Annotated in this window: 22 protein-coding genes; 8 read left to right on the top strand and 14 right to left on the bottom strand. The window is 77.1% G+C overall.

The features are described 5' to 3' along the window. Positions 1 to 17: 17 nt before the first annotated feature. Entirely contained in the window at positions 18 to 1,169 is a 1,152-nt protein-coding gene (locus tag B9L22_RS08195) for a DNA glycosylase AlkZ-like family protein (RefSeq protein ID WP_086149956.1), read from the bottom strand. Between the two features lie 36 nt (positions 1,170 to 1,205). Further along, entirely contained in the window at positions 1,206 to 1,895 is a 690-nt protein-coding gene (locus B9L22_RS08200; protein ID WP_158097172.1) for a DUF2993 domain-containing protein, read from the bottom strand. A gap of 118 nt (positions 1,896 to 2,013) precedes the next feature. Between B9L22_RS08200 and B9L22_RS08205 the strand changes: the two genes are divergently transcribed. After that, on the top strand, positions 2,014 to 2,799 hold the full coding sequence (locus B9L22_RS08205; protein WP_086150229.1) for an LLM class F420-dependent oxidoreductase: 786 nt from the start codon (positions 2,014 to 2,016) through the stop codon (positions 2,797 to 2,799). A gap of 121 nt (positions 2,800 to 2,920) precedes the next feature. Here the strand turns inward: B9L22_RS08205 and B9L22_RS19970 are convergent, their stop codons facing one another. Then, entirely contained in the window at positions 2,921 to 3,061 is a 141-nt protein-coding gene (locus B9L22_RS19970) for a hypothetical protein (RefSeq protein WP_157446567.1), read from the bottom strand. Positions 3,062 to 3,112: 51 nt separating this feature from the next. Further along, positions 3,113 to 3,886: a DUF1266 domain-containing protein gene (locus B9L22_RS08210; protein ID WP_158097173.1), complete on the bottom strand. Its 774-nt coding sequence runs from the start codon at positions 3,884 to 3,886 to the stop codon at positions 3,113 to 3,115. A 233-nt stretch (positions 3,887 to 4,119) separates the two neighbouring features. Here B9L22_RS08210 and B9L22_RS08215 point away from each other — a divergent pair, with 233 nt between their 5' ends. The 3 genes from B9L22_RS08215 to B9L22_RS08225 all read left to right on the top strand — a co-directional run bounded on the left by B9L22_RS08215 (position 4,120) and on the right by B9L22_RS08225 (position 9,160). After that, complete coding sequence (locus B9L22_RS08215; protein ID WP_143317182.1) at positions 4,120 to 6,663, top strand: tetratricopeptide repeat protein; 2,544 nt, start codon at positions 4,120 to 4,122, stop codon at positions 6,661 to 6,663. Positions 6,664 to 6,739: 76 nt separating this feature from the next. Further along, complete coding sequence (locus tag B9L22_RS08220) at positions 6,740 to 8,218, top strand: multidrug effflux MFS transporter (protein WP_086149960.1); 1,479 nt, start codon at positions 6,740 to 6,742, stop codon at positions 8,216 to 8,218. Positions 8,219 to 8,344: 126 nt separating this feature from the next. After that, positions 8,345 to 9,160 (top strand): uracil-DNA glycosylase, encoded by an 816-nt coding sequence (locus tag B9L22_RS08225; RefSeq protein ID WP_086149961.1) that lies wholly within the window; start codon positions 8,345 to 8,347, stop codon positions 9,158 to 9,160. A gap of 204 nt (positions 9,161 to 9,364) precedes the next feature. On the opposite strand, the gene B9L22_RS19975 is transcribed toward B9L22_RS08225, so the two are convergent. Next, positions 9,365 to 9,529, bottom strand: a complete 165-nt coding sequence (locus B9L22_RS19975; protein WP_157446563.1) for a hypothetical protein — start codon at positions 9,527 to 9,529, stop codon at positions 9,365 to 9,367. Positions 9,530 to 9,829: 300 nt separating this feature from the next. Continuing rightward, on the bottom strand, positions 9,830 to 10,258 hold the full coding sequence (locus B9L22_RS08230) for a VOC family protein (protein ID WP_086149962.1): 429 nt from the start codon (positions 10,256 to 10,258) through the stop codon (positions 9,830 to 9,832). An 83-nt stretch (positions 10,259 to 10,341) separates the two neighbouring features. Here B9L22_RS08230 and B9L22_RS08235 point away from each other — a divergent pair, with 83 nt between their 5' ends. After that, positions 10,342 to 11,088 carry a TetR/AcrR family transcriptional regulator gene (locus tag B9L22_RS08235; RefSeq protein ID WP_086149963.1) on the top strand — a complete coding sequence of 249 codons (747 nt, stop codon included), beginning with the start codon at positions 10,342 to 10,344 and terminating at the stop codon, positions 11,086 to 11,088. An 18-nt stretch (positions 11,089 to 11,106) separates the two neighbouring features. Here the strand turns inward: B9L22_RS08235 and B9L22_RS08240 are convergent, their stop codons facing one another. The 7 genes from B9L22_RS08240 to B9L22_RS08270 form a co-directional block, all read right to left on the bottom strand. Next, positions 11,107 to 14,235 carry an AAA family ATPase gene (locus tag B9L22_RS08240; protein WP_086149964.1) on the bottom strand — a complete coding sequence of 1,043 codons (3,129 nt, stop codon included), beginning with the start codon at positions 14,233 to 14,235 and terminating at the stop codon, positions 11,107 to 11,109. Next, complete coding sequence (locus B9L22_RS08245) at positions 14,235 to 15,530, bottom strand: exonuclease SbcCD subunit D (protein WP_086149965.1); 1,296 nt, start codon at positions 15,528 to 15,530, stop codon at positions 14,235 to 14,237. Before B9L22_RS08245 ends, B9L22_RS08240 begins: the two co-directional genes overlap by 1 nt. Before the next feature lie 65 nt (positions 15,531 to 15,595). Further along, a complete protein-coding gene (locus tag B9L22_RS08250) occupies positions 15,596 to 15,970 on the bottom strand; it encodes an STAS domain-containing protein (protein WP_021483854.1) in 375 nt (124 codons plus the stop codon). Positions 15,971 to 16,307: 337 nt separating this feature from the next. Continuing rightward, positions 16,308 to 16,841: an aminoacyl-tRNA deacylase gene (locus B9L22_RS08255; protein ID WP_061267922.1), complete on the bottom strand. Its 534-nt coding sequence runs from the start codon at positions 16,839 to 16,841 to the stop codon at positions 16,308 to 16,310. 60 nt (positions 16,842 to 16,901) lie between these two features. Next, positions 16,902 to 17,435: a DUF2087 domain-containing protein gene (locus B9L22_RS20470; RefSeq protein WP_232422939.1), complete on the bottom strand. Its 534-nt coding sequence runs from the start codon at positions 17,433 to 17,435 to the stop codon at positions 16,902 to 16,904. Positions 17,436 to 17,561: 126 nt separating this feature from the next. Then, entirely contained in the window at positions 17,562 to 19,301 is a 1,740-nt protein-coding gene (locus tag B9L22_RS08265; RefSeq protein ID WP_086149966.1) for an ABC-F family ATP-binding cassette domain-containing protein, read from the bottom strand. A gap of 219 nt (positions 19,302 to 19,520) precedes the next feature. Further along, entirely contained in the window at positions 19,521 to 21,581 is a 2,061-nt protein-coding gene (locus B9L22_RS08270) for a D-alanyl-D-alanine carboxypeptidase family protein (protein ID WP_086149967.1), read from the bottom strand. Between the two features lie 197 nt (positions 21,582 to 21,778). Between B9L22_RS08270 and B9L22_RS19665 the strand changes: the two genes are divergently transcribed. After that, positions 21,779 to 22,297, top strand: coding sequence for a hypothetical protein (locus B9L22_RS19665; RefSeq protein ID WP_158097174.1), 519 nt, complete (start codon positions 21,779 to 21,781; stop codon positions 22,295 to 22,297). A gap of 175 nt (positions 22,298 to 22,472) precedes the next feature. Next, a complete protein-coding gene (locus tag B9L22_RS08280; RefSeq protein ID WP_076404297.1) occupies positions 22,473 to 23,045 on the top strand; it encodes a hypothetical protein in 573 nt (190 codons plus the stop codon). 245 nt (positions 23,046 to 23,290) lie between these two features. Here the strand turns inward: B9L22_RS08280 and B9L22_RS08285 are convergent, their stop codons facing one another. Further along, positions 23,291 to 24,100, bottom strand: a complete 810-nt coding sequence (locus B9L22_RS08285) for a lipopolysaccharide assembly protein LapB (RefSeq protein ID WP_086149969.1) — start codon at positions 24,098 to 24,100, stop codon at positions 23,291 to 23,293. Between the two features lie 198 nt (positions 24,101 to 24,298). Between B9L22_RS08285 and B9L22_RS08290 the strand changes: the two genes are divergently transcribed. After that, a complete protein-coding gene (locus B9L22_RS08290; RefSeq protein WP_233139885.1) occupies positions 24,299 to 25,474 on the top strand; it encodes a GAF domain-containing sensor histidine kinase in 1,176 nt (391 codons plus the stop codon). The last annotated feature ends 11 nt before the right edge of the window (positions 25,475 to 25,485 follow it).

Here is a 25,485-nt window from a genome sequence, read left to right on the forward strand (position 1 = left end):
CCGTGCTCGGCGGCTCGTCACGCGAGCAGCGTGCCCCAGTGGGCGCGGACCGCGTCCACCTGGGCGGCGAACGCCGCCTCCTCCGTGGGCGACGGCGCGCGGCGCCACTGCGGCTCGACGACGACGTCGCGCGTCCCCACGACCCAGCGCCACCGGCCGACGACGACGCCGTCGACCGCGACGGCATGGATGAAGGACCCGAGCCGGTCGCCGAGGTCGACGCCGTCGGCCACGACGATCCTGCGCGACTCGCCGAAGGACTGGAAGAGCTCGTCGTAGCTCTGCAGCAGGTCGACGACCGGCCGGGCGGGGTCGCCGTCGGGCGCGAGCGCACCGACGAACGGCGCGGGGTCGAGCACCCGGTCGCCGGGGTCCGCGAGCCGCCAGAGCGTCAGCCCGTCGAGCGCACCCGCCCCGGGCACCGCCACGACCTCGTCGTCGAGCAGGTCGAGCGCGCGCCGCACGTCGGTGAGCGTGAAGCCCGACCACTGCGCGACGTCCTTGACCGTCGCGTACGCGCGGCTCGCGAGGTAGCGGCGCAGCAGCTCGACGAGCGCGGCGTCCCGGTCGAACCGCTCGCCGAGCGGCCCGTAGCCGGGCGGGACGCGGTCGTCGAACGCGGCGTACGTCTGCTGCCGGCCGTCGAGCGGCCCGCTGACCAGCAGCCGGTCGAGCTCGGCGCGCATGAGCACGTAGCCGAGCGCGATGCCCTCGAGCCGGCGGCCGTGCGCGGCGAGCAGCCCCGCGAGCTCGCGGCGCGTGCGGGGCCGCTCCTGCACGGCCGCGACGACGAGGTCGGTCTCCGGCCCGTGCCCGGCGGTCCCCACCTGCCGGTACAGCGTCCCGTTGGCCTGGTGCACGCGAGGCGCGCTGAGCTCGAGGAGCCAGCGCGCGTCGTCGGGCCGGACGAGGTGCCACGTGGGCCGCAGCACGTGCGTGCGCAGCACCTCCCCGCGGTCGCACGCGGCGACCGCGCCCGCCGCACCCGGCCGCGCGCCGGGCCGCAGCCGCCGCGTGAGGCCCCACAGGGCGGGGTGGAACTCCTGCCCCTGGACCGCCACGAGGTGCCCGACGGCGGTCGGCACGTCGGGCAGGTCGGGCGAGCGGAGCCGGTGCGCGGCGAGGCGCGCCGCGAGGACGCGGCGCCCGTCGACCGCCTCGGTGCTCACGACCCCGCCCCGGTCACGACGTTCGCACCGCCCGGGTCACGAGGCCACCAGGTCCGCGGCGACGACGTCGGTCCCCGTCACCGCGACGCGCACGCCGCCCTCGACGGCGGACACGGAGTCGAGCGCGACGCCGTCGGGCAGGTCGAGCGGGACGCGCAGGTCGGACAGCGCGCCCGAGAGCCCGGACGGCAGGTCGTCGACCGAGACCGTGCCGAGGCCGGTGCGGACCGCGACGACGTCGACGGCGAGCTCGGCCGGCCCGGACACGCGCGGCGTCACGTCGACCGTGATCGTGGTGCCCAGCAGCTCGAAGCCCAGGGAGAGCACGCCGCCGGTCGCGGTGAGGTCGACGTCGAGACCGCTCTGCTCGGCGACCACCTGCTGCAGCGACTCCGCCGCGATGACGCCCGACGCCGTGCCCGACGCGATCCGGTACGGCTCCGACGTGCTCACGCCGTCGGCCTCGACCTGGAGGTCGGAGATCGCGTAGCCGCCGAACGACGCGGAGTCCGCGGAGCCCGTGACGTGCGTCAGGGATCCGCGCACGAGCTGCGTGAGGAACGGGAAGCCGGTGATGTCGATCTGGGCGCCGGACACGTCGTCCGCCTGCTGCTCGAACGCCGTGACCGCGCCGCGCTCGGTGGCGCGCACCGCCACCCGGTCGGCCACGACGGCGACCGCCACGAGCACCACGAGCGTCACGAGCAGGCCCACCAGTCGCTTCATGCGCCCCACCCTAGGTCCGCCGACCACGACCTTGCCGTCGTTCTGACGCTCGTGGCGCCGACGAGGTCGTGCTCGACGCGGGGTGTCGTCGTTCTCGGCCCGGACGTAGATTCCGAGCATGACCTCTCCTCGGCACCCCTTCCGCATCGGCGTCCAGCTCCAGCCGCAGCACGCCGACTACGCCCAGGTCCGCGACGCCGTGCTGCGCGCGGAGGACCTGGGCGTCGACGTCGTTTTTAACTGGGACCACTTCTTCCCGCTCACGGGCGACCCCGACGGCAAGCACTTCGAGTGCTGGACCATGCTCGGGGCGTGGGCCGAGCAGACCGAGCGCGTCGAGATCGGCGCCCTCGTCACGTGCAACAGCTACCGCAACCCGGACCTCCTCGCCGACATGGCGCGGACGGTCGACCACATCAGCGGCGGTCGTCTGATCCTCGGGATCGGGGCGGGCTGGTTCGAGAAGGACTACGACCGGTTCGGGTACGAGTTCGGCACCGCAGGCGGCCGCATCGCCGACCTCGCCGCAGCGCTCCCGCGCATCAAGGCTCGCTGGGCGGCGTCGAACCCGGCGCCGACCCGGGACATTCCGGTGCTCGTCGGCGGGGGCGGCGAGCGCAAGACGCTGCGCGTCGTCGCGGAGCACGCGGACGTCTGGCACTCGTTCGGCGACGCGGAGACGCTCGCGCGCAAGAGCGCGATCCTCGACGAGCACGGCGCGGCCGTGGGCCGCGACACCGCTGCGCTCGTCGAGCGCTCGGTCGCCGTGTCCCGGCCGCCGGCGGAGTCCGCGGACGCGCTCGTCGCCGCGGGCGCGACCCTGTTCACCGTCGGCACGAGCGGGCCCGACTACGACCTGTCCCTCGTACGCGAGTGGATCACCTGGCGCGACGCCCAGGACTGACCCCGGCGCTGCCCCCGGCGCCGGCGCCGGCGCTTGGCGTCGGTCACGGTGCCGAGCACGAGGTTGCTGTCGCTCTGACGCCCAGGACGACAGCAACCCCGTGCTCGGCGGGACGGTCTGGTCAGAAGAGGGCGCGCGCCAGGTTCGACAGGGCCGCGTGGACCTCCGAGCGCAGGCCGTCGTCGGCCGCGACGACCGCCACGCCGACGCCGACCACGACGAGGAGGAGCCCTGCGCGCCACCACCACGCCGATCGGTGCACCGTCCGCCCTCCCGTCCTGTCGCTCTCGTCCCGCCGCTCTCGTCCCCGCCGTCAGTACGACAGTGTGCGCCAGGGCGACGACTCGGTGTCGAGCAGCCGCCGGACCGCGCGCTTGAAGTCGGGCAGGTCCTGGTCGACCGGGGTGCGGTTGCCCGCGGACCAGAACGCGCGGCCCGCGAGGAACCCGTCGCCGAACTGCTCCCACGACGCGTACGCCGGGCGCGACATCGCGACGGCCTCCTCGATCGCGGCCCACGCCCGCTCCGGGGTGACGAACCCCGCGTCGACCGCGAGCCGGCTCACGTGCACGACCCGCGCCGCGTCCCACGCCGCGATCGACGGCGGCAGCGGGTCGGCCAGCTCGCCGTGCCCACCCATCTGGGCCGACGCGCTCCACCCCTGGTAGAACGCGACCGCGCGCTCGGGGTCGAGGCCCCGCGCCGTCGCCTCCTGCCGCGCCTGGGCGACGTGCTGGTCCGCCGCGCCCTTCGCGTCGCGACGGCTCAGGCGGCCCGAGTACAGCTCCTCGACCTTCGGCATCGCGATCGCGTAGTAGCCCCGGTGCCCCTGGGTGAGCAGGAACTCGAACGTGCGCTCGACGTCGTCGGCGCCCCGCACGTCCCACCCGGCCGCGAGCGGCTTCGCGGCCGTGCGCGCGTCGGCCTCCACGGTCAGCGCGTTGATCGGCAGCACGCCCTCGACGGCGTAGACCGCACCGAGCGCGAGCCCGCGCTGCTGCGCCGGCGTGAGCGCGGGGGCGTCCTCCTTCGCGTAGAGGTCCGCCGTCGTCGAGAACATCTCCTTGAGCTTGTCGAACAGCCCCACCGGTCGCTCCTTCGTCCCGCCGCGCGCCGCGCGGACCTCGCGCCGCGGACGTCGCGGCCTGCGGAGAGCCTGACGACGCCGCGCGCCCGCGGCACGCATCCCGAACGATCCCGAACGGGCCGGACGCGCTCGTCACCCGGACCAAGGTCACCGCCGACCCGCCCGCACGCCGCCGCCACGTCACCGGGCGAGCACGCCGCGCAGCGGCGGGCGGCCGTCGCTAGCCTGGCGCCGTGCCCCCCGACCCGCCGCCGTCCCCCGTGGGCGCGGGGTCGGTGGACGAGCTCGCCGCCCGGCTGCGCGCGCTGCGGGCGTGGGCGGGAGACCCCTCGTACACCGAGATCGCGCGGCGCGTCGGCGCGCTCCGCACCGCCCGGGGCGTCCCCGCCGCGGAGGCGCGCCCCGGCCGCGTCACCGTCTACGACGTCTTCCGGGCGGGCCGCGCGCGGCTCGACGTCGACCTGCTCGCCGACGTCGCGCACGTCCTCGGCGACCGGCAGCCTGCGGCGTGGCGCGCCGCGTACCGGACGGCGACCGTCCCCGCGGCCGTTCCGGAACCCGCTCTCCCGCCGACCGTCCGGCTGGGACCGTTCGCGCCCGACGGGCCGCTCGTCGGTCGGGCCGACGAGGTCGCACGGCTCGCGGCGGCGCTCGCCGCCCCGCCTCCTGCGCCCTCGCACGTGCGGCCGCGCGTCGTGACGGTCACGGGCCTGCCCGGGTCGGGGACGACGAGCGTCGCGCTCGCCGCGGCCCGCGAGGTCCCCGCGGGCGTCGTCGCGCTCGTCGACCTGCACGGGGAGGCGGACGGGCCGCCCCAGGCCGCCGTCGTGCTCGACGCGCTGCTCCAGGCGCTCGGCGCACCCCCGCCCGACGCGCAGGCGCGCGACCTCCCCGCCCTCGCCGCCGCGCTCGCGACCGCGCTCGACGGGCGGCGCGCGACGATCGTCCTCGACGGCGTGACCGACGGCGCCCAGGCCACCGACGTCGTCGCGCACCTGCCGGGCACCGCGCGCGTGGTGGTCGCGGCGCACCGCGTCGTCGGGCTCCCCGGCGAGACCGCCACGACCCTCGCGCCGCTCGGCGAGGCCGACGCCCGCGCGCTGCTCGCGGCGCGCGTCGGCCAGGACCGCACCGCCGCGGAGCCGGAGGCCGCCGCGCGGCTGGTGCGCGCGTCCGGAGGGCTCCCTGCGGCGCTGGCGCAGATCGCCGACGACGTCCGCGCGCGGCCCGGCTGGTCGCTCGCCGACCACGTCCGTCGGGTCGAGGACCTCCCCGGACCGGCTCTCCACCCCGCGCTCGCCGCCGTGCACCGCCGTCTGCCCGCCGACCACGCCCGCGCCCTGCGCCTGCTCGCCCTCGTCCCGGCGCCGCTCCACGCCGCCGAGGTCCCCGTGCTCCTCGGCGTCTCGACGAGCGAGAGCCGCGACGCGCTCGCCGCCCTGGGCCGCGCGCACCTCGTCGCGGCCGGGCCGCGCGGGGAGGTCCTCGTGCCCGACGCCGTGCGCGTCCTCGCCGCCGACCTGGCCCGCACGGACGACCCGTTCTCGGCGCGGGCCGCCGCCGTCGGGCGGCTCGCCGCGCGGCTGCTCGACGACGCCCGGCCCGCCGTGCGCGCGACGTCGCCCCACCACGACGCGGCCGCGCCGGGCGTCGGAGTGGGCGGAGCACCGGGCGAGGCGCCTCCCGGTCATACGGCGGACGCCGCGGTCGCGTGGCTCGACGCGCACCGCGACCTGCTCGTCGCGACGTCGGCGCTCGCCGCGGAGCACGAGCTGGCCGACGCCGTGACCGACCTCTCCGCGCTCCTCGCGCCGTACCTGGACTCGGCGGGGCACGGGGACGACGCGGTCGCGGTGCACACGGCCGCCGTCGAGCACGGACGGCCGTCGGGCCGGTCCCAGGCGGGCCGGGACCTCGGCCGGGCGCTCGAACGGCTGGGCCGGTACGACGAGGCGCTCGCGCAGCTCGTCCGCTCGCTCGAGCGCGGCGACGACCCCCGCCCCGGCCAGACGCTCAACCGCGTCGGCAACGTGTACAAGCGCCTCGGCCGGTTCGACGAGGCCGAGGCCGCGTACCGCGACGCCGCCGCCGGGGCGCGGACCGCGGGCGACCCGGTGAGCGAGGGCCGCGCCGTCGGGAACCTCGCGGACGTGCACCGCATCCTCGGCCGGCACGACGACGCGCGCGCCGGCTACGACCGCGCGCTGGCGCTGTCGCGCCGGGTCGGCGACGCCCTCAACGTCGCCATCGTGTCGAGCAACGCCGCGATCCTCTCGGAGGCGGAGGGCGGGCTCGACCGCGCGCTCGCGCTCCACCGGGACGCGCTCGCGAGCGCGACGTCGCTCCGGGACGCAGGCCTCGGGACGCGCAGCCGGGTGCACCTGGGGCGGCTCCTCGCCCGCACGGGCGAGGCCGCCGCGGGCGTCGGGGAGCTGCGGGCCGCCGTCGCGGCGGCCGTCGACCTCGGCGACCCCGACGCCGAGGCCGAGGCCCGCAGCGCGCTCGGCACCGCGCTGCTCGCCGCGGGCGAGGTCACGGCCGCGGTCGCCGCGGGCGAGGAGGCGCTCGCGCTGGCCCGGCGGGTCCGGGCCCGGCTCGTCGAGGCCGAGGCGCTCAACGCGCTCGGGGAGGCGGTCCGCGCGGCGGGCGACGCCGAGCGCGCCGCACACCTGCACGACACCGCGCTCAACCTCGCCGACGAGCTCGACGACCGGCTGGAGCACGCGCGGGCCCGGCGCGGGCTGGCCGCCGCGCGGGCCGACGTCGGCCGCGCCTGACCCGCCGCACGTCTCAGCATCCGATCACGTACGCCGTGCGGGAACACGCGGCGCACCACCGGTGGTTGCCGCTGTCATGGCCTCCACCCCACCCGCGACCCCGGCGCCGACCGCGCCCGTCGCCGCCCGCCCGGGCACCGCACCCTCGCCGAGCCCCGCGGCCCGCACCGGGCGCATCAGCGCCGGTCTCGTCCTGCTGCTCTCCGCGCTCACCGCCGTCGGGCCGCTGACGATCGACCTCTACCTCTCCGCGTTCCCGCGCATCGTGGACGAGCTCGGCACGACCGAGTCCCGCGTCCAGCTCACCCTCACCGCGACCCTCGCGGGCCTCGCCCTCGGCCAGCTCCTCATCGGGTCGGTCTCGGACGCGGTCGGCCGCCGCGCTCCCCTGCTGGTGTCCCTCGCGGTGTACGTGGCGGCGTCCGTCGGGATCGTCTTCGCCGGCTCGGTCGCCGCGCTCACGGGGCTGCGGTTCGTGCAGGGCCTCTCCGCGGCCGCCGGGATGGTGCTGTCCATGGCGATCGTGCGCGACTCGTTCGAGGGCTACCAGATCGGCAAGGTCATCGCGCGGCTCATGCTCGTCGTGGGCGTCGCGCCCATCCTAGCGCCGACCATCGGCGCGCAGTTCCTGCGCCTCGGGTCGTGGCGCGGCATGTTCGTCGCGCTCGCCGTCGTGGGGGCCGTGCTCTTCGTGCTCGTGCTCCTGCGGCTGCGCGAGACGCTGCCCGTCGAACGCCGCCGCAGCGGCGGGACGATCGCGGCCCTGCGCTCGTACGGCTCGCTCCTCGGGGACTGGTCGTTCATCGGCCTCGCGCTCATCGCCGGCTTCTACATGGCCGCGATGTTCACCTACATCTCCGCGTCGACGTTCGTGTTCCAGGACTTCTACGGGATGTCCGCGCAGCAGTACGCGATCGTCTTCGGCGTGGGCGCGGTGTCCGTGACGGCGGGCAGCCAGATCAACGGCGCGCTCGTCGGGCGCGTCACGCCCGAGCGCATCCTCCAGGGTGCGGTCGCGGCCGGGTTCGTCCTCTCGGGCGGGCTCCTCGTCGCCGCGATCGCCGGTGGCGGGCTCGCGTGGCTCGTCCCGCTCATCGTGCTCACGCTCGGCACCGCGGGCTTCGTCATGCCGTCCGTCCCGGCCATCGCGCTCGAGCGCAACGCGCACCGCGCCGGCAGCGCCGCGGCCCTCATCGGCGCGTTCCAGTTCGGCGTCGGGGCGGTCGTCGCGCCGGTGACCGGCCTGCTCGGCGGGTCACCGCCGGTGACCATGGCCGCGGTGATGTTCGGCGTCGTCGTGGTCGCGGGCGCCGTGCTCCTCGGACTGCGGCACACGTTCGGCGCACCGCTCCCGGCCGACGCCGCGGGCTCCCTCGGGGCTCCCGACCCCGCCGTCGCTGTCCCCGCCCCGGCCACGGACCTCCCGGACGCTCCCGTCGGGGCTACCCTCCCGTCCGCCGACGCGCCCCACGACGGCGCCGTCTCGGCTGCCGACGCCCCCCACGACGCCGCGGCGCTCGCCGGCGCGACGGCGCCGACGAACCGGCGGGCCTGACGGCCGACCACGGCCCTGCCGCCCGCTGAGCACGGGGTCGGCGACCGGATCTCGCCGATTTCGGTCGCCGATCCCGTGCTCGGCGGACGAGGCGCGGGCGGGTGGGGGTCCGGGCAGGATGGGCGGGTGACGCCCGACGACCCCGACTACCCGCTCGCGGCCCGGACGGCGCCGACGCTCGCGGCGCTGGACGCCCACCTCGCCGAGTGCCGGGCGTGCCCGCGACTCGTGGCCTGGCGCGAGCACGTCGCCGACGTCAAGCGGGCATCGTTCCGCGACGACGACTACTGGGCCCGCCCCGTCCCCGGGTTCGGTGACGAGCAGGCGGGGATCGTCGTCGTCGGGCTCGCGCCCGCCGCGCACGGGGCCAACCGCACGGGACGCATGTTCACGGGCGACCGCAGCGGCGACTTCCTCTTCGCCGCCATGCACCGCACGGGCCTGGCCAACCAGGCGACGTCGGTCTCCGCCGACGACGGCCTCCGCCTCACCGGGATCCGCGTCACCGCGCCGGTGCGGTGCGCGCCCCCGGACAACAAGCCGACGCCGGAGGAACGCCGCCGCTGCGGCCCATACCTCGCGCGCGAGGTCGAGCTGCTGGGCGCGACGGTGCGCGTCGCCGTCGTCCTCGGCGGGTTCGGGTGGCAGGCGCTGCTCTCGACGCTCGCCGAGCAGGGCTGGGCCGTACCGCGTCCGCGACCCCGGTTCGCGCACGGTGCGGAGGTGACGCTGCGCCGGGCCGCCCCTCGCCCCACCCCGGGGGCGTCGCTCCCCGGCGTCGTGCCCGACGGCGGCCCCCCGCCCCCGGAGCAGACCCTCACCCTGCTGGGGTGCTTCCACGTGAGCCAGCAGAACACGTTCACCGGCCGGCTCACCCCGCAGATGCTCGACGACGTGTTGCTCCGGGCCCGTGAGCTCGCGGGCCTCGGCGCACCGGCCTGACGTGCGCGCGCTCGCGACCGCGCACGGTGGCGAGCCGCCGGACGTTTCCGGGCTGCGGTCGCCCGGCCCACGGTGGACGGTAGCGAGCCGCCGGACCGTACCGGGGCGCGGTCGCCGGACCCACGGCCCACGGCCTGCGGCTCACGGCTCACGGCTCACGGTGAGGAGCCGCCGGACGCTCCGGGCCGCGCGTCCCGACCGACGCTAGCGGGCGGCGGTGGCCGGGGACTGGCGGCGCGGTGCGTCGGCCCAGCGGCGGCGCTCCGCCACGCGCGGGGCGACGCGGCCGACGAGACGGAGCTGCTCCCGGCGCGCGATGACCTCCATGCGCCGCAGCTCGCGCTCGAGCGGGGACGATGCTGCTGACATTGCTGCTCTCCTTCGACGGCTCCCGGACGACGCCGCCGGACGCGGCCGTTCCCGGGAGAGGACGCGACGACGGCGGGCCGTCGCACTGCTCCTCGAAGAGAGACGGACACGGGGCCGGTTCGTGACATCCCGACTCCTGGGGTGATGTCACGACCTCCGTGGTGGTGCGCCCGGCCACGCCTCGTCCGGCCGAGCCGTGAGCAGCAGCCCTGCACCCCGCGCCTGGGGTCCTGAGCCCCAGCCCCGAACCGTGAGCCCGGAGCCCGGAGCCTGCAGCAACCTCGGGGACCTAGGCGCCGGCTACGCCGTCGGGCGGGCGGACTCCTCGTACCGCTCGACGAACTCCCCCGTCGGCGGGATGGGCGTGATGACGTCCAGGAGCACCCCGTTCGGGTCGGCCGTGATGAAGTGCCGCTGCCCGAACGCCTCGTCGCGCAGCGAGCGCAGGATCGGCAGTCCCGCGGCGACGAGACGCGCGTGCACGGCATCGACGTCCTCGACCTCGAGGTTGAGCAGGAGCCCGCCTGCGCGACCCCGGCCGCTCTCCGGGATCGTCTCGTGGTCGCCGTCGAGCACGGCGAGGTTCACCGACGCGTCGTGCGCGGACTGGAGGTGGACGTACCAGTCGCTCGTGAAGAGCGGCCGGAAGTCCAGGTGGTCGCGGTAGAACGCGACGGTCCCCGCCACGTCGCCGGTCATGAGCACCGGGTACCAGCTCGTGATGCGCACGGTCTTCTCCTCGTCGTCGGCGACCGGGCGGTCGCAGAAACATACAGGCTGTATGTATCGAGGATGGCCTACAGTCTGTCGGTATGCAAGAGCGCCGCCGGACCAACGCCGAACGCACCCACGCGACCCGCGCTGCCCTGGTCGCGGCCGCGCGCGACCTCTTCGTCCGCGCCGGGTACGCCGTGACGTCGACGCCCCAGATCGCCGCCGCCGCGCACGTCACGCGCGGCGCGCTGTACCACCACTACGCCGACAAGCAGGACCTCTTCCGCGCTGTCGCCGAGGCCGAGGCGGAGGCGGTCGCGCGCGAGATCGAGGAGCGCACCGCCGCGGATCCCGGCGCGGCAGCCCCGGAACGACCCGCAGCCTCCGACGCCCCGGACGCCCCGGACGCCCCGGACGCCCCGGACGCCCCGGACGCCCGCGCGATGCTCGTGGAGGGTGCGCGCGCCTACCTCGACGCGATGGGTGAACCCGGACGGACGCGGCTCCTCCTCGTCGACGCACCCGCCGTGCTCGGGCCCGCAGAGGCCGACGCGCTCGACGCCCGCCACGCGCGCCGCACCCTGAGGGAAGGGCTCGGCGCGGCGCTCGGCGCCCAGCCCGGCGGGGGCAGCGCGAGCCACGGCTCCGGCGCGGGCGACGACGTCGCACGAGACCTCGCGGACGAGGAACGTCTCGACGCGCTGACGCTCCTGCTGTCCGCGGCGTTCGACCGCGCCGCCCTCGCGCTCGACGCGGGCGCGCCGCCGGGACCGGTGCGGGCGGCCGTGACCGAGCTCGTCGACCGCGTGTGCGCGCCGACGCCAGCGCCGCGCCCTCGGTCCTGACGGACGGCGCAGCCCCGGTCAGGCCCGCACGGTGAGCGTGCTGCCGCCGCCGGGGAGGCGGCGGACCTCGACGCGCTCCGCGACGGACTGCTTGAGCGCCTCGACGTGGGAGACGACGCCCACGACGCGCCCGCCCGCGCGGAGCCGGCCGAGCGCTGCCAGGACGGCCTCCAGCGTCTCGGGGTCGAGGCTGCCGAAGCCCTCGTCGACGAACAGCGTCCCGAGCTCGATGCCGCCCGCCTCGGCCGTGACGACGTCCGCGAGCCCGAGGGCGAGGCACAGCGACACGTAGAACGTCTCCCCGCCGGACAGCGTGCGCGGGTCGCGCTCGCGCTCGGTCACGTGGTCGAGCACCTTCATCGCGAGGCCGCGCTTGTGCGCCCGCACGTCCTCGCGCGTCGCGCTGCGCACGAGCTCGTACCGCCCGGACGACATCTCGGCGAGGCGCTCGTTCGCAGCCGCGACCACGTCCTCGAACCGCTGCACGAGCACGAACGTCGCGAGCGAGAGCGCGTGCGCGTTGTCGCCCGTGCCCGACGCGAGCGCCGCCATGCGCACGACCGGTCCCGCCGCGTCCCGCGCCGCGGTCCAGCCGTCGACCGCCGCCCCGACGGACTCGGCCGCCGTCCGGGCCTCCTCGGCCCGGCGGGCGACGAGCTCGTGCTGCCGCGCCGCGGCTCCGGCCACGGCCTCTGCCTCGGCGACGGCGGCGCGGGCGCCCGCGACGTCGGCCCGTGCGTCCTCGGGCAGGTCGGCGAGCGCCGGGTCCGCGAGGCCGGTCGCCGTCGCGGTCCGCGCGGCGTCGTGCTCCGCGACGCGCTGAGAGAGCGCGTGCCGCTCGGCGTCGTCGAGCACCGCGGCGAGCGCCTCGGCCGCGTCCGCGAAACCGGACCGTGCGACGAGCGCGGCGACGTCGGCCGCACGCTCCTCGCACGCCCGCTGCGCCGCGGCGACGGCGCTGCCCGCGTCCGCGAGCGCGTCGATCGTGCGCACCCGGCCCTCCAGCGCGGCCGCGAGGACGGCGACGGGGTTGCGCGCGCCACCCTGGTCGGCGAGCGGGTCGGGCAGGTCCACGAGCTCCACGAGCGGGCCCGCCGCGTCGAGCTCGGCGCGGATCTCCGCGCGGTCGCGCGCGAGGGCCGCCTCGATCTCCTCGAGCCGCGCGGTCGTGCCCGCGACCGCTTCGGCGAGCCCGGCCGCCCGAGCCTCGAGCGCACGCGTCTCCGCGTCCAGCTCCTCGAGCTCGCGCTCGGCCTCGGCGCGCTCGCGCTCCGCGGCGCGCGCGGCGGCCACCAGCTCCTCCGCGTCCGCGACCCGCTGCCCGGCCTCCTGCGGGGTCAGCCCGTCGGCGTCCCGACGACGGGCCTCGCACCGCTCGGAGAGCACCTGCGCCCGAGCCGAGACGTCGTGCAGCAGGCGCTCGGCGTCCGCGCGCTGCCGCTCGGCGCGCTCGACGTCCTCGACCGTCGGGTGGTCCTCGGCGAGCGGCGCCGGGTGCGGGTGCTCGTCCCCGCCGCACACCGGGCACGGCTCGCCGACGGCGAGGCCCGCGGCCAGCTCCCCGGCCAGACCCGCGATGCGCGCGGCCCGAAGCCGGGCCTCGTGCTCCACCGCCTCGTGCGCCCGGGCCGCGGCCCGCGCCCGCTCGGCGTGCGCCTCGGCCGCCTCGGTCGCGAGCGCCGCCGCCTGGCGCGCCGCCTCCTCGACCGCCCGGGCGCGGTCCGCGCGCTCGCGGAGCACCCCGAGCGCGCCCGCGGCCTCGGCGAGGGACGCGACCCGCACGCGCACGGCGTCGCGGCGCGCCGGACGCGCGTCGAGCTCGGCCAGCACGCGACCGCGCTCCTCCGTCGCCTGCGCGATCTCCTTTCGCCCGTCGGCGAGCTCGCGGTCGCGCGCGGGCAGCGACGCCCCCACCGGGACGAGCCGCGCCACGCGGACGGCCGCCGTCGCGACGTCGGCACGCAGGGCTTCGAGCGTCGTCGGGTCGGCGTCGGCGAGGGCGGCGGGCGCCCCGGTGCGCGCGAGCGCGAGCCGGTCGAGCGCGGCGTGCAGGGTCTGCTCGGCGCGCGCGAGGCCCTGGGCGGCCGGGGCGACGACCGCGGCACGTGCCGCCGCGTCCGCCCGACGGCGGCACTCGGCCACCGCCGCCTCCTCCTCGTCGAGGCGTGCCGCGTCGGCCCGCAGCCGGGCTCGCCGCTCCAGCGCGTCGTGCCGAGCGCGCTCGTGCTCGAACCGCTCACGCGCGACGATGAGCGTCGCGTCGGCCCCCGCCGCACGCTCGGCCAGCGACGTGGCCTCGGTGTCGAGGCGCGCGACGTGCGCGACGGCGAGCGCGTGGACGCCCGGCGCCGCCTCCGCAGCGGCCGGGGCGTCGTCGTCGGCCCGCCGCAGCCGGTCGTCGTCGTGCGCCGCCTCGCGCAGCCACCGCGCGTCGTCGGGCCCGAGCCCGGCAGCCCCCGCGAACCGCTCCGCCGCGCCCACGACGCCCTGCCGCGCGGCGTCCGTGCGCGAGCGCGCCGCGCGTGCGAGCTCCGCCAGGCGCGCCGCGGCGCGGTGGTAGAGCTCCGTGCCGAAGACCTTCTGGAGCAGCACGGCCCGGTCCTCGGGCTTCGCACGCAGGAACGTCGCGAACTCGCCCTGCGGCAGCACGACCGTCTGCACGAGCTGGCGTCGGTCGAGGCCCACGAGCCGGCGAATCTCGTCGCCCGCCTCGTCGAGCCGTGCGGACAGCAGCTCGCCCGCGGCGTCCTCGACCGCGTCCGGCGCGTCGGTGGGCGGCACCTCGGCGAGCCGCCAGAGCCGCACCGAGGCCTGCTGGGTCGTGGTGCCGGTGCCGCGCTTCTTGGGCCGGCGGTACTCGGGCGTGCGCCGGACGCGGAAGACTCCCGCCGGGACCTCCAGCACGAGGTCGACGTACGACTCGACGTCCGGTCCCGCGAACGCCGAACGGAGACGGTCGTCGCTCGCGGCGTCGGAGGCGACCTTGCCGTAGAGCGCGAACACGATCGCGTCGATGATCGTGGACTTGCCGGCGCCCGTCGGCCCCTCGAGGAGGTAGATACCGGACGCGCCGAGCGCCGCGAGGTCGACGTGGTGGCGGCCCGCGAACGGGCCGATCGCCTGGAAGGTCAAGGAGTGCAGGTGCATCAGGCGCTGAGCTCCTCGGCGAGCGCGAGCTCGAACGCCTCGCGCAGCACGACGACCTCGGCCTCGCTGGGGGCGTGGCCGGAGACGTGCTCGACGAAGTCGCGCGCGACGTCCAGCGGGTCGCGTCCCGGCCCGACGGCGGTCACGACCTCCCGCTCGGCGACGCGCGGCGGGCGGTGCGTCACCTGGAGCGCGTGCGGGAACCGGGACCGGACGCGGGCGTACAGCTCGGCGGGCCGGACCGGGTCCGTCACGACGACGCGCAGCCAGTCGTCGACGTGCGGCTCGCCCGCCTCCCCGAGCAGCTCGTCGAGCGAGCCGGTCACCTCCGCGAGGCGGCGCGGCACGGGAGCGGGGACGAGCTCGACCGCCGCGTCCGCGTCCGTGCGGAGCCGGTCGACGTCGACGAGCGCGGTGGACTTGCGCTGGTGCAGCTCCGAGAAGGAGAACGCGAGGGGCGAGCCCGAGTAGCGAGCGACGGTCGCCACGCCGCCCCCGGGCTCTCCGCCGCCGACCTCCGGGACGGTGACGCGCTGCGGCCCATGGAGGTGGCCGAGCGCCACGTAGTCCACCCCGCGGCCCGCGAACGCGGCGGCCGGGACGGCGTCCACGCCGCCCACGCGGATGTCGCGCTCGGAGTCCGATGCCAGGCCACCCACGACGAACGCGTGCCCCACGACGACCGCCCGCACCCGTGGGTCCGCGGCGCGGCGCCGCGCGAGGTCGGCGCCCACCCGGCGCAGGGCCGCCCCCATGACGGCCTCGTGGGACCGCGCGAGCGGCCGCTGCCTCACCGGGTCGCCGCCCACACCTTCGACGCCCGGAGCGTCGGCGTCCGGCGCGTCCGCGGCGTCCGCGAGGACGTGGCGGGCCGTGTCCGGGTCCAGGTACGGGAGCGCGTAGACGAGCAGCGGGGAGTCGTCACCGTCTGTCGAACCGGGGCGCGGGCCCAGGACGACGGGCGCACCGACGTCGGCCAGGCGCGCCCGCACGTGGACGCCCGGGCGCAGGAGGCGGTCGCCGAACCCCAGCCGGACGGCGGAGTCGTGGTTGCCCGGCGTGACGACGACGTGCGCGTGCTCGGCGAGCCGCGTCACCGCGTCCGAGAGGAGGGAGACGGCGTCGACCGGCGGGATCGCGCGGTCGTAGACGTCGCCCGCGACGACGACCGCGTCGACCGCCTCGGAGCGGGTCAGCTCGACGAGGTGGTCGAGGTGCGCGGCCTGGTGCTCCAGCAGGTCGACCCCGTGCAAGGTGCGCCCGAGGTGCCAGTCGGAGGTGTGCAGGATGCGCATGCCCGCACCGTACCGGCCGGTTCCCACAGCCCCGGGGACCCGGGGCGGCGGCGGGCGCGCGGGTGTCAGACGGCGCCGACGACCTCGATCGGGCCCGTCGAGGCGCCGCTGCGCTCGACGGGGATGCGCCCGCCCATGCCGATCATGTCGAGCAGCTCGACGATGCTCGGCGACGGGTCCCGGAGCACGACCTCGCGGCCGTCCTCCTCGCCGAGCATGTAGAGCTGGATGATGAACGCGATGCCCGAGGAGTCGATGAAGGTGACGTCGGCGACGTCCACCACGACGCGCCCGCGGGTGTCGAGCACGTAGGACATCGCCTCGCTCGCGCGGTCGCGCAGCGCCGCGTCGACCTCGCCCCACATCGTCACGACCACGCCGCCGTCCGCCGGGGCGTAGACGATCCCGCTCGTCCGGTCGATCGCGCTGCCTGTGTCCACGGTTCCCGCTTCTCTCGAGTCGTCCTGCTGCTGTCGGCCGCCCCTCCGGACAACGTCCGGCGGTGGTGGCCTGTTCCCTGCGCCTGCCTCACGGCTCCGTCCGGTTGCCGGCCGTGACCGTCGGGCGGCGGGTCGGACCAGGCGACCGTGACCGGAACACCCCAGAGTCTGCACCCGGCGCGGGGCGCACACCAGCCCGCGCGACGGTCGACCGCGACCTTCCTCCGAACCCTCACAACCCGGACCGCGCCGGTGCCTGCGCGCGCCTCCCGGAGCCCCGGGAGCGCCACGCTGAGGTGCAGCCCGGGCGGCGTCGCAGGGCTCGCTCCCGGACCCGCTACAGGGGCTCGGTGACGTCGGCGACCTGGGCCCCGAGGGCCGCCACGAGGGCCTGCCCGTCGACCGTCGCGGCCACGCCGTGCTCGCCCGCGCCGATCGAGACGAGGTGGTCGCCGTCGCCCGGGGCCTCCGGGGTCGCGGGGTCGCCCGCGACATCCACCTCGTCCTCGCCGCGCACGGCGACCACGCGCACGTCCGCCACGACGGGCCACGCGTGCGTGGCGCCGAACGGCGTGATCGTGCCGCGCTCGTACCCCGTGACGTCGCGCGCGACCTCCTTGTCCGGCATGGACAGGCGCGACACCCCGAGCAGCGCGCGCAGCTTGGGCCACGAGATCTGCCGGTCGCCCGGGACGAGCACGAACAGGTAGTCGTCCTCCGCACGCCGCACGACGATCGTCTTGAGGACGCGCGCCGGGTGCACGCCGCGCGCGGCGGCGGCCTCCTCCAGCGACCCCACCCGGCCGTGCCGGGTGAGGGTGAAGTCGATGCCCGACGCCTCCAGCGCCGCCACGGCGCGCTCGCTGCTCATGAGAACCGACCCTAGCCCTCGCCCCCGACGCACGGGCTGCCGGAGCGGGGCCGCCGCCCGTCAGACGTCGTCGAACTCCGTCACGACGGTGCGCCAGTACTCGGCGCCGTCGCGCGTGCGGTGCACGAGGCCCGCGTCGACCATCGCGCGCCGCAGCGACACGGGGTCCGCGGCGCGCGCCGCGAGCCGCTTGGTCAGCGTGAGCTCGGTGACGGGCTCTTCCAGCGGGAGCACCTGCGCCGCGAGGTACCGCACGACGAGCTCGCGGTCGCGCCACCGCTTCGGCATGCGCAGCAGGCGTCCGTCCGTGAGGAAGCGGTCGGGGCCCGTGGGGCGCGGCGTGGGCACGGTCGCGAGCAGGGCCGCGAACCGCTCGGGCGCCGCCCGCAGGAAGCCCGTCTCCTCGCGCACCACGACGCCCGCGGCGAGGAGCGGCGCGAGCCGACGGCGCTCGTCGGCCGACAGCACCGCCTCCGCGGGCCCCTCGGTCACGACGCGCGCGAGCACCTCGAGCCGTCCCGCGTCGGCGAGCGACGCGACCACCTGCTTCCACGCGTTGTCGGGCACCGGGGCGCCCGTCCGGTCGTCGTCCACCGCCCGACCCTACGCACGCCGCGCCGCGCACGGCCACCGGGTTTCCGGACCCGCAGGCCGCGCTCCACCTCCCGCGCCCGACCTGCGCCCCGACCCCCCAGCCGGGCCGACGGGCGGCGGGGGCCGTCAGGCGAGGTGCACGGCGTCGCCCTGCCAGCGGCGCCGCAGCCACCGGTCGTGCGACGCCACGACCACCGCGCCCGGCCACTCCTCCACGGCCTCCATGAGCTCGCCCGCGAGCGTGAGCGACACGTGGTTCGTCGGCTCGTCGAGGAGCAGCACGTCGGGCGCCTGCGTGACGAGCATCGCCAGCACCACGCGCCGGCGCTGCCCCACGGAGAGCTCCGCGAGCCGTCGGCCCAGGTCGCGCGGCGCGAGGAGGCCGCGCGCGTCCACGGCAGCGTCGCGCGCGTCCGCCGGGTCCACGCCCTGCGCGAGGGCGAGCAGCTCGCGCGGGGTGCGGTCGTCGTCGTGCAGGTGCACGTCCTGCTCGAGCAGCCCCACCCGGACCCCGCGCACCCGGCCCACGGTGCCGGCGTCGGGCACGAGGTCGCCCGCGAGCACGTGCAGCAGCGTGGACTTCCCGGCGCCGTTGGCCCCGGTGACGAGCAGCCGGCTCCCCCGGGCGACCTCGATCGACGGGACGCCCGACGCCGCCATGTCGAGCCGGTCCGGCCGCTCGCCCGGGGCCGCCCCTCGCTGATCGCGCCCGGGCCGGTGCACGACGACGCCCCGCGCCCACGCGACCACGTCGCCACCGCCCGGGGCGAGGCGGGTCCCCCAGCTCGGCGGGGCGAAGCGCAGGGGCGGTGGCGGCTTGCGCACCTGGTCGCGCTCGAGCGCGTCGAGCCGCTGCTGCGCGTTGCGCACGCGCCGCGCGACCTGGCCCTGCACGCGCTCGCCCTTGAAGTCGTAGAGGATCTTCGCCTGGTTGCCGCGCTCACGGTTCTTCGCGACGTCCCGGGCCGTCACCGCGACGCCGCGCCGCAGCTCCGCGAGCTCGGCCTGCTCCGCCTCGAAGCGCTGCTCCCAGCGCTCGCGCTCGACGCGCTTGGCCTCGAGGTAGTCGCCGTACGTGCCGCCGTAGAGGGTCCCCGCTCCCCCGCCGCGTGCCGCGTCCCCGCCGCCCGCGCCGCGGAGCGGCTCCGCGACCGGGTCGAGGTCGAGGATCTCGGTGCACGCCTCGTCGAGGAACACGCGGTCGTGGCTCGCGAGCACCACGGCGCCCGGGAGCGCGCGCAGCGCCGCGGCGAGGAACTCCGCCGCGTCGTCGTCGAGGTGGTTCGTCGGCTCGTCGAGCAGCATCGCGCCGGGCTGGCGCACGAGCAGCGCGGCGAGGCCGAGCCGCGTGCGCTGGCCCCCGGACAGCGACCCGACCTCGCGGCCCGCGACCCCGTCGACGTCGAGCCCCAGACCCGCGAGCGTGCGCGCGGCCCGCGCGTCGGCGTCCCAGACGTCGGCGAGCTCGGCGCGCGCGAGGGCGCGCGCGTACGCCTCCTCGGCACCGGGGGCGGGTTCGCCGCCCGGGTCGCCGGCGAGGGCGAGCGCCGCCTCCTCGAGCTCGCGCTCGATCCCGCGCACGCGCACGAGCGCGTCGTCGACGACCGCGCGGACCGTCGTCTTCGGCGGGTACGGGAACTCCTGGTGCAGGAACCCGAGGTCCGCGGGCCGGCTCACCGTGCCGTCGTCGGGCGCGAGCGTGCCCGCGAGCACCCGCAGGAGCGTGGACTTGCCGACGCCGTTCTCGCCGACGAGACCCGTGCGGTGGCCGGGGTCGACGGCGAGGTCGACGCCGCGCAGGACCGCGCGGCCCGCGAAGGACACGCGGACGTCGGACGCGCGCAGGACAGGGGTGGGACGTGCCATGGGTGATCACCTACCAGGTGCCCGGGTGGCGCGCGCACGCCGCGGAGGGCGGCGGGGGCCACGGCGACGGGCTCGACGGGACGGAGCGGCCGGGGCGGGTGAGGATCACATCGCGCCCGACGCTACGCCGTCGGTTCGGGAGGCGCACGGCATTTTCCGGCGGCGCCCTCGCACCGGGCGCGGCCACGGTCCCGCCCGGGCCCGACGACGCCCCTCGGCTCAGGGGGTGGTCGGCTCCGTCCCGGGGGCCGTCGGGGCCTCGGTCGGCGCGACCGTGGGCTCGGGTGCCGGGTCCGTCGGCTCGGGTGACGGCTCGGGCTCGGGCTCAGGCGGCGGCCCGGACGAGACGACGATCGCGACCGTGCTTCCCGGCGCGACCTGGGTGCCGGAGCCCGGCGCGACGGACAGCACGGTCCCGGGCGCGGCCGGGTCGGCCTTCGTCGTGACGCTGACCTTCAACCCGGCGCCCTGGAGCGCTGCCTCCACGGCGGCCTGCTGCTTGCCGACGAGGTTCGCCGGGACGGCGACGGTCGTGGGCGGCGGCGGGTCCGTGGGCTTCGTCGGCGGAGGTTCCGTCGGCGTGGGCGTGGGCGTGGGCGTGGGCGTCGGTGCCGGGGGCTGCGGCGCGGGCGGGGTCGTCGGCTTCGGCGCGGGGGCGCTCGGCGTCGCCGGCTTCTGCGGCGTGGACGGCGCGCTGCTCTCGGCAGGCGTGTACCGCGTCGGCATCTTGCCCGCCGCGAAGAACTCGAAGTGCCACGGCTCCGGCTTGGACCCGTTGGGCCGCGCCCACGCGGGGTTGTCCCAGCCGTAGTCCGGACCGTGCGTGCGGAGCCAGACGTACTCGAGCGACGTCCCCGACGGCACGTTCCCGCCCACGTCGATGGCGAGCCCCCACCCGTGCTGCGACGTGCCGGGCACGGCCGCGAGGTAGGGCTTGACCGCCTTGAGGCGCACCTGCTCGTCGTACGGGCGGTACGCGTCGGTGATCTTCAGCGCGTACCCGAACTCCTTCTCGAACTCGGCGGCGAGCGCCTCGAGCTGCTCCGCGGCGTCGCAGCGCAGGGTCTTGCCCGGCGCGAAGTCGAGCGCGCACAGCGCCTCCGGCGGGATGCGGCCGTTCTGGTACTGCGCCGTCGAGCCCGCGTACCGCTCGACGACCTCGGCGAGCCGCTCCGCGAGGGTGGTGCCCGCGAGCGCCGTCGCCCCGGCGGCCGGGACGACCCCGACCGGCACGAGGTCGGTGCCGAGCAGCTCGGCGAGCGTCGTCGCGGAGGCGAGGACGTCCTCCAGCGTCACGTCGCCGTGCGCGTGGTCGTCGCCCTCGGCGTGGTCGCCGTCACCGCTGTCAGCCGAGCCGTCGGCCGGGTCCTGGGAACCGTCGATCTCGCCGGGTGCCACCCCGTCGGGCGCGGGCACCTCGTCCTCAGGCAGCGTCCGGTCGCCCGGGGACCCGGCGCCTCCCGGGGATCCCGTGCCGCCGGGGGCGGACGGGTCCAGGGGCGTGCTCGTGCCGGGCGCCGGGCTCGGCGTGCCGCCGGGGCTCGGGGTGACGCTCGGCGAGGGGTCGGTCGCGCTGGGGGACGGGCTGCTCGTCGGGCTCGGCGAGGGCGCGGTGGGCGTCGCCGCGGTGCGGACCGCGTCGGTCGCTACGTCACCGGCGGCGTCGACCGTCGCCGGCTGCTGCGCCGGGCGGTCGGTCGCGGGGTCCGCGGTCTCGCCGTCCGTGCCCGTCGTGGTGTCGTCGGTGCCCGCGCCTGCGCCTGTACCCGGGTCGAGCGGCTCCGGCAGCTCGGGGACCTGCGCGCCGTCGAGCGACTCGTCCAGGTCGAGGTCGCCGTCGGGCACGAGGGGCGCGGGGACGCGGCGGGCCGCGTCCTGCTGCGCGAGGTAGGTGGCCAGGAGCATGCCGAGCTCGGCGCGGGCCTGCTCGACGGGCGGGGAGACGTGGCCGTCGTCGAGCGCGTTGGCCGTCGCGAGGACCTCGATGGCGCCGTCGAGCTGCTGGCCCTCGTCGAGGCCGGCCCCGAGCGTGCTCGAGAGCGCCGCGACCTGGGTCGCCGTGGCCGCCTCCTGCGCGAAGAACGACGCACCCGGGCGGGGCTGGGCGCTGCCGGCGAGGGCCGCGGCGAGCGTGATGGCGAGCGCCGAGGAGATGAGGACGTGCGACACGGCCCGCGCGCGCCGTCCGAACGACTCCGGGCCCACCGCGGCGGCGGCGGGCGCGGGCTCGGGCGTCACGGGCGCGTCGTCCGCGCCCTCGTGCTCCGCCGTGGTGCTCACCGCTCACTCCCGTGCTTCGTGCCCTGCCACGGACCTGCGGTCCCGCACGCCGGATGTGCGCGTCGTCGCGCCCGACGTCACGGCTGCGCGCGCACACGATCGGTGTGCTGCACGCCACAGTGCCCTCGTCCGCCTACCGTACACCGCCTCCACGAGGCTCTCACCCCGGTCTCATGTTCGCGGTGGACAATCTCCCCATGAGTTCACCGACACGTCACCGCAGGTCAACGTCTCGCGCGCTCGCGCTCGGGGCAGCCGTCGCCGCGACCGTCGCGCTGGGCGGGTGCGCCGAGGACGGCTCGGTGAGCGTGCCGGAATTCACCCTGACGGGCGACCAGGTCCAGCAGTTCCTCGACGACGCGGGCGCGCAGGTCGAGACGATCGGCGAGGACGTCCGGTCGCTCACGGACGACCTGGGCACCCTCCCGGATGACACGCGCACCCGCGCCGAGGAGGCCGTCGCGTCCGCGCAGGAGGCCGCCGACGAGGCCCGCGCCGCGGCGGACGAGGCGGCGTCCGCCACGGACGAGACGCGCGCCCAGGCCGAGCAGCGCCTGGCCGACGCCGAGGCCGCGCTCGAGGACGCGTCCACCGAGCTGGGCGACGTCGCGGGCTCGCTCTCCGGTGCCGACGCCGCGGTGCGCGACGCGATCGAGAGCCTGCGCACCCGGGTCGACGAGCTCCGCGCGGACCTCGAGGACGCCTCGGGCTCGTGACCGCACGGGCCGCGCGCGAGCGGCCCGCGCCCGGTATCCCCGCGCCCTCGTCCGCACCGGGGACCTAGGTCCCCGGGCCCGGCGACTTTTGCCTGACGTCCACCCTTCCTTCACAGGGGTTTGCTTGGTCTCAGGAGCCCGACCGCACCGGACGGGTCGATGAGAGGGGACAGTGATGAAGGGGACGATCGAGCGGAACGCCAACGCGCCGCTCCCCACGGTCGAAGGCACCGAGCCGGAGACCCTCAGCCTCGCGGAGCGCGCCACGCGACCCACCCAGGTGGTGCTCGGCGTCCTGCGGATCACGATCGGGTTCTACTTCCTCTGGGCCTTCCTCGACAAGACGTTCGGGCTCGGGTTCGCCACCCCCGCCGAGCGGTCGTGGATCAACGGGAACAGCCCGACCACCGGCTTCCTGTCGAACCTCGAGGGCACGTTCTCGGGCTTCTTCAGCGGCCTCGCGGGGAACGCGTTCATCGACGTGCTCTTCATGGTCGGCCTGCTCGGCATCGGGCTCGCCCTGATCCTGGGCATCGGGATGCGGATCGCCGCGGTGAGCGGCACGCTCCTGCTCCTGCTCATGTACCTGGCCGAGCTCCCGCTCGTGACCAACCCGATCATCGACGACCACATCACGATGTCGCTCACGATCATCGCTCTCACGCTCCTCGGGGCGGGCAGCGTGCTCGGGCTCGGCAAGGCGTGGAAGAGGATCCCGTTCGTCCAGCGCAACGCCTGGCTGGTCTGACGGTTCGACCGCCCGCCGTGTGCGGCGGGCCACGGGGCGACCGATACCGCGCGACGATCTGAGGCCGTCGCTGCAGGGAGTCGCTCCCGGGGGAAGAGGGGCGTGCGGGCGGTGGGGAGACCACCCGCACGTCCCGCCCTCCGCGCCCGGCAGGGCGACCGACAGCTCGACGGAGCCGGTCGCCCGCCGGGCGCCTTTCTGCGTGCCCGGACCGTGGCCGCCCGGTCCGGTGCGGCCGCCCGGCGTCAGCCGAAGCGGGCCAGCAGCTCCGCCGCCTGGGGATCGCCCTGGGCGGCGGCCTCGTGCCACAGGGCCATCGCCTCGGCGACGCGTCCCGCCCGGAGGCGGAGCACCCCGAGGCTCGTGCGCGCGGTCGGCTCGCCGGCGAGCGCCGCCTGCTCGAGCAGGTCCTCGGCGTCCGGCCCGCGACCCGCGCGCACGTAGAGGTCCGCGAGGGCCGCCGCGACGCGCGCCTCGCCCGTCCCGGCCCACCCCTCGAGCAGCGCGACGGCGTCGTCCGGGGTGAGGGCGCCGCTGCGCACGAGCTCGACCGCCGCCTCCCAGCTCTCGCCCGACGTCGCCGCGAGGACGTCGTCGGCCGCGTCGCGCTCCCCCAGCTCGGCGAGCACCTGCGCGAGCCGCACGGCCGCGCCCTCGACGCCCTGCGCGAGCTCGTACCAGCGGCGGGCCGCGTGGAGGTCGCCGCGCTCCGCCGCGACCTGCGCGGCCATGAACGCCCCCAGCGCGTCGCCCGCCAGACCGGCGAGCTCGAAGCAGCGGAACGCCTCCGCGGCGTCGCCCGCCTCGTGGTGCGCGACGCCCAGCCGGTACACGGCCCCGGGCACGCCCTGCTCGACGGCCGCCTCGTAGAACGGGACCGCGGCGGCCGGGCTGCCGAGCGCGCGCAGGTCGTCGGCGATCGCGACGAGCTCGGCCGGGTCGTCGGGGTGCAGGTGCCCGACGGCGGACCGCAGGTCCGCGAGGGCGCTCGCCGCGGCCTCGGCGGGCGCCCCGGAGTGCGGGGCGACGTCCGCGCCCTGGTCGGTGGTCGGCATGCGGCACCGCGTCCCTTCGGCCCCCTGCGTCGACGGCCCGGTGGTCCGGGACCTGCACGACGGCGACGTGCGGCCGGCGGCAGGACGGCGTCGGACGTCCCGAGATGTGGACGCACGATAGCGCGGCGGTGTCGCCCACGTCACACCCCGGGCGAGACGGGTGCCGCCGGGCCGCCGGGGTCTGGGAGACTGCATCGGGTGAGCGGAACGACCGACCTGCCGGCCAGCGCCGGGCAACGCGTGCTGGACGCCGTCGTGGCGGTGACGAGCGACCTCGACCTGCCGCAGGTGCTGCGGCGCATCGTCGACGCGGCGATGGAGCTCACGGGCGCCCGGTACGGCGCGCTCGGGGTGCTCGACGCCTCGGGACGCGAGCGCCTCGCGCAGTTCATCCCCCTGGGTCTCTCGGACGACGAGGTCGCCGAGATCGACCACTGGCCGCACGGCGAGGGGCTGCTCGGCGAGCTCATCGACCACCCGGCGCCCATCCGCGTCCCGGAGATCGCCGACGACGTGCGCTCGGCCGGCTTCCCCGACGGCCACCCGCCCATGCACACGTTCCTCGGCGTGCCGGTGCGGGTGCGCGACACGGTGTTCGGCAACCTCTACCTCACCGACAAGCAGGTCCCCGGCGGCGGGTGCGAGGAGTTCACCGCGGAGGACGAGGCGGCCGTGGTCGCGCTCGCCGCCGCCGCGGGCGTCGCCATCGAGAACGCGCGGCTCTACGGCCGGGCGAAGCAGGTGGGCGTCCTGGAGGACCGCGACCGGATCGCGCGCGACCTGCACGACGTCGTCATCCAGCGCCTCTTCGCGTCGGCCATGACGCTCATGAGCGTGCAGCCGCTCGTCAGCGACCCGAACGCGCGCACGCGCATCGAGGAGACCGTCTCCGACCTCGACGAGACGATCCGGCAGATCCGGTCCACGATCTTCGCGCTGCACACGGCCACGGACCCGGACGCGCCCTCGATCGAGGACCGGTTCCGCGCGCAGGCCGAGGCCGCGACGACCGTGCTCGGGTTCGCGCCCGAGGTCGACGTCGAGGTGGCGGCCGAGGGGTCGGGCGCGGGCGTGACCGACGGCGGCCCCAGCCTGCCGGCCGAGGTCGCGGACCAGCTCGTCGTCGTGCTCGGCGAGGCTCTGACCAACGTGGCCCGGCACGCGCAGGCGAGCCGCGTCGTCGTGCACCTGGCCGTCACCGCGCACGAGGCGCGCCTCACCGTCACCGACGACGGCGTGGGCATCCAGCCCGGCGGCCGGCGCTCCGGCCTGCGGAACATGCAGGCGCGCGCCGCCGCGCTCGGCGGGTCCAGCACCGCGACCGCCCGGCCCGACGGCGGCACGCGCCTCGAGTGGTGGGTGCCGCTCGGCTGACGCGCGCGCGA

Source organism: Cellulosimicrobium sp. KWT-B, assembly GCF_002127155.1.
GTDB lineage: Bacteria > Actinomycetota > Actinomycetes > Actinomycetales > Cellulomonadaceae > Cellulosimicrobium > Cellulosimicrobium funkei.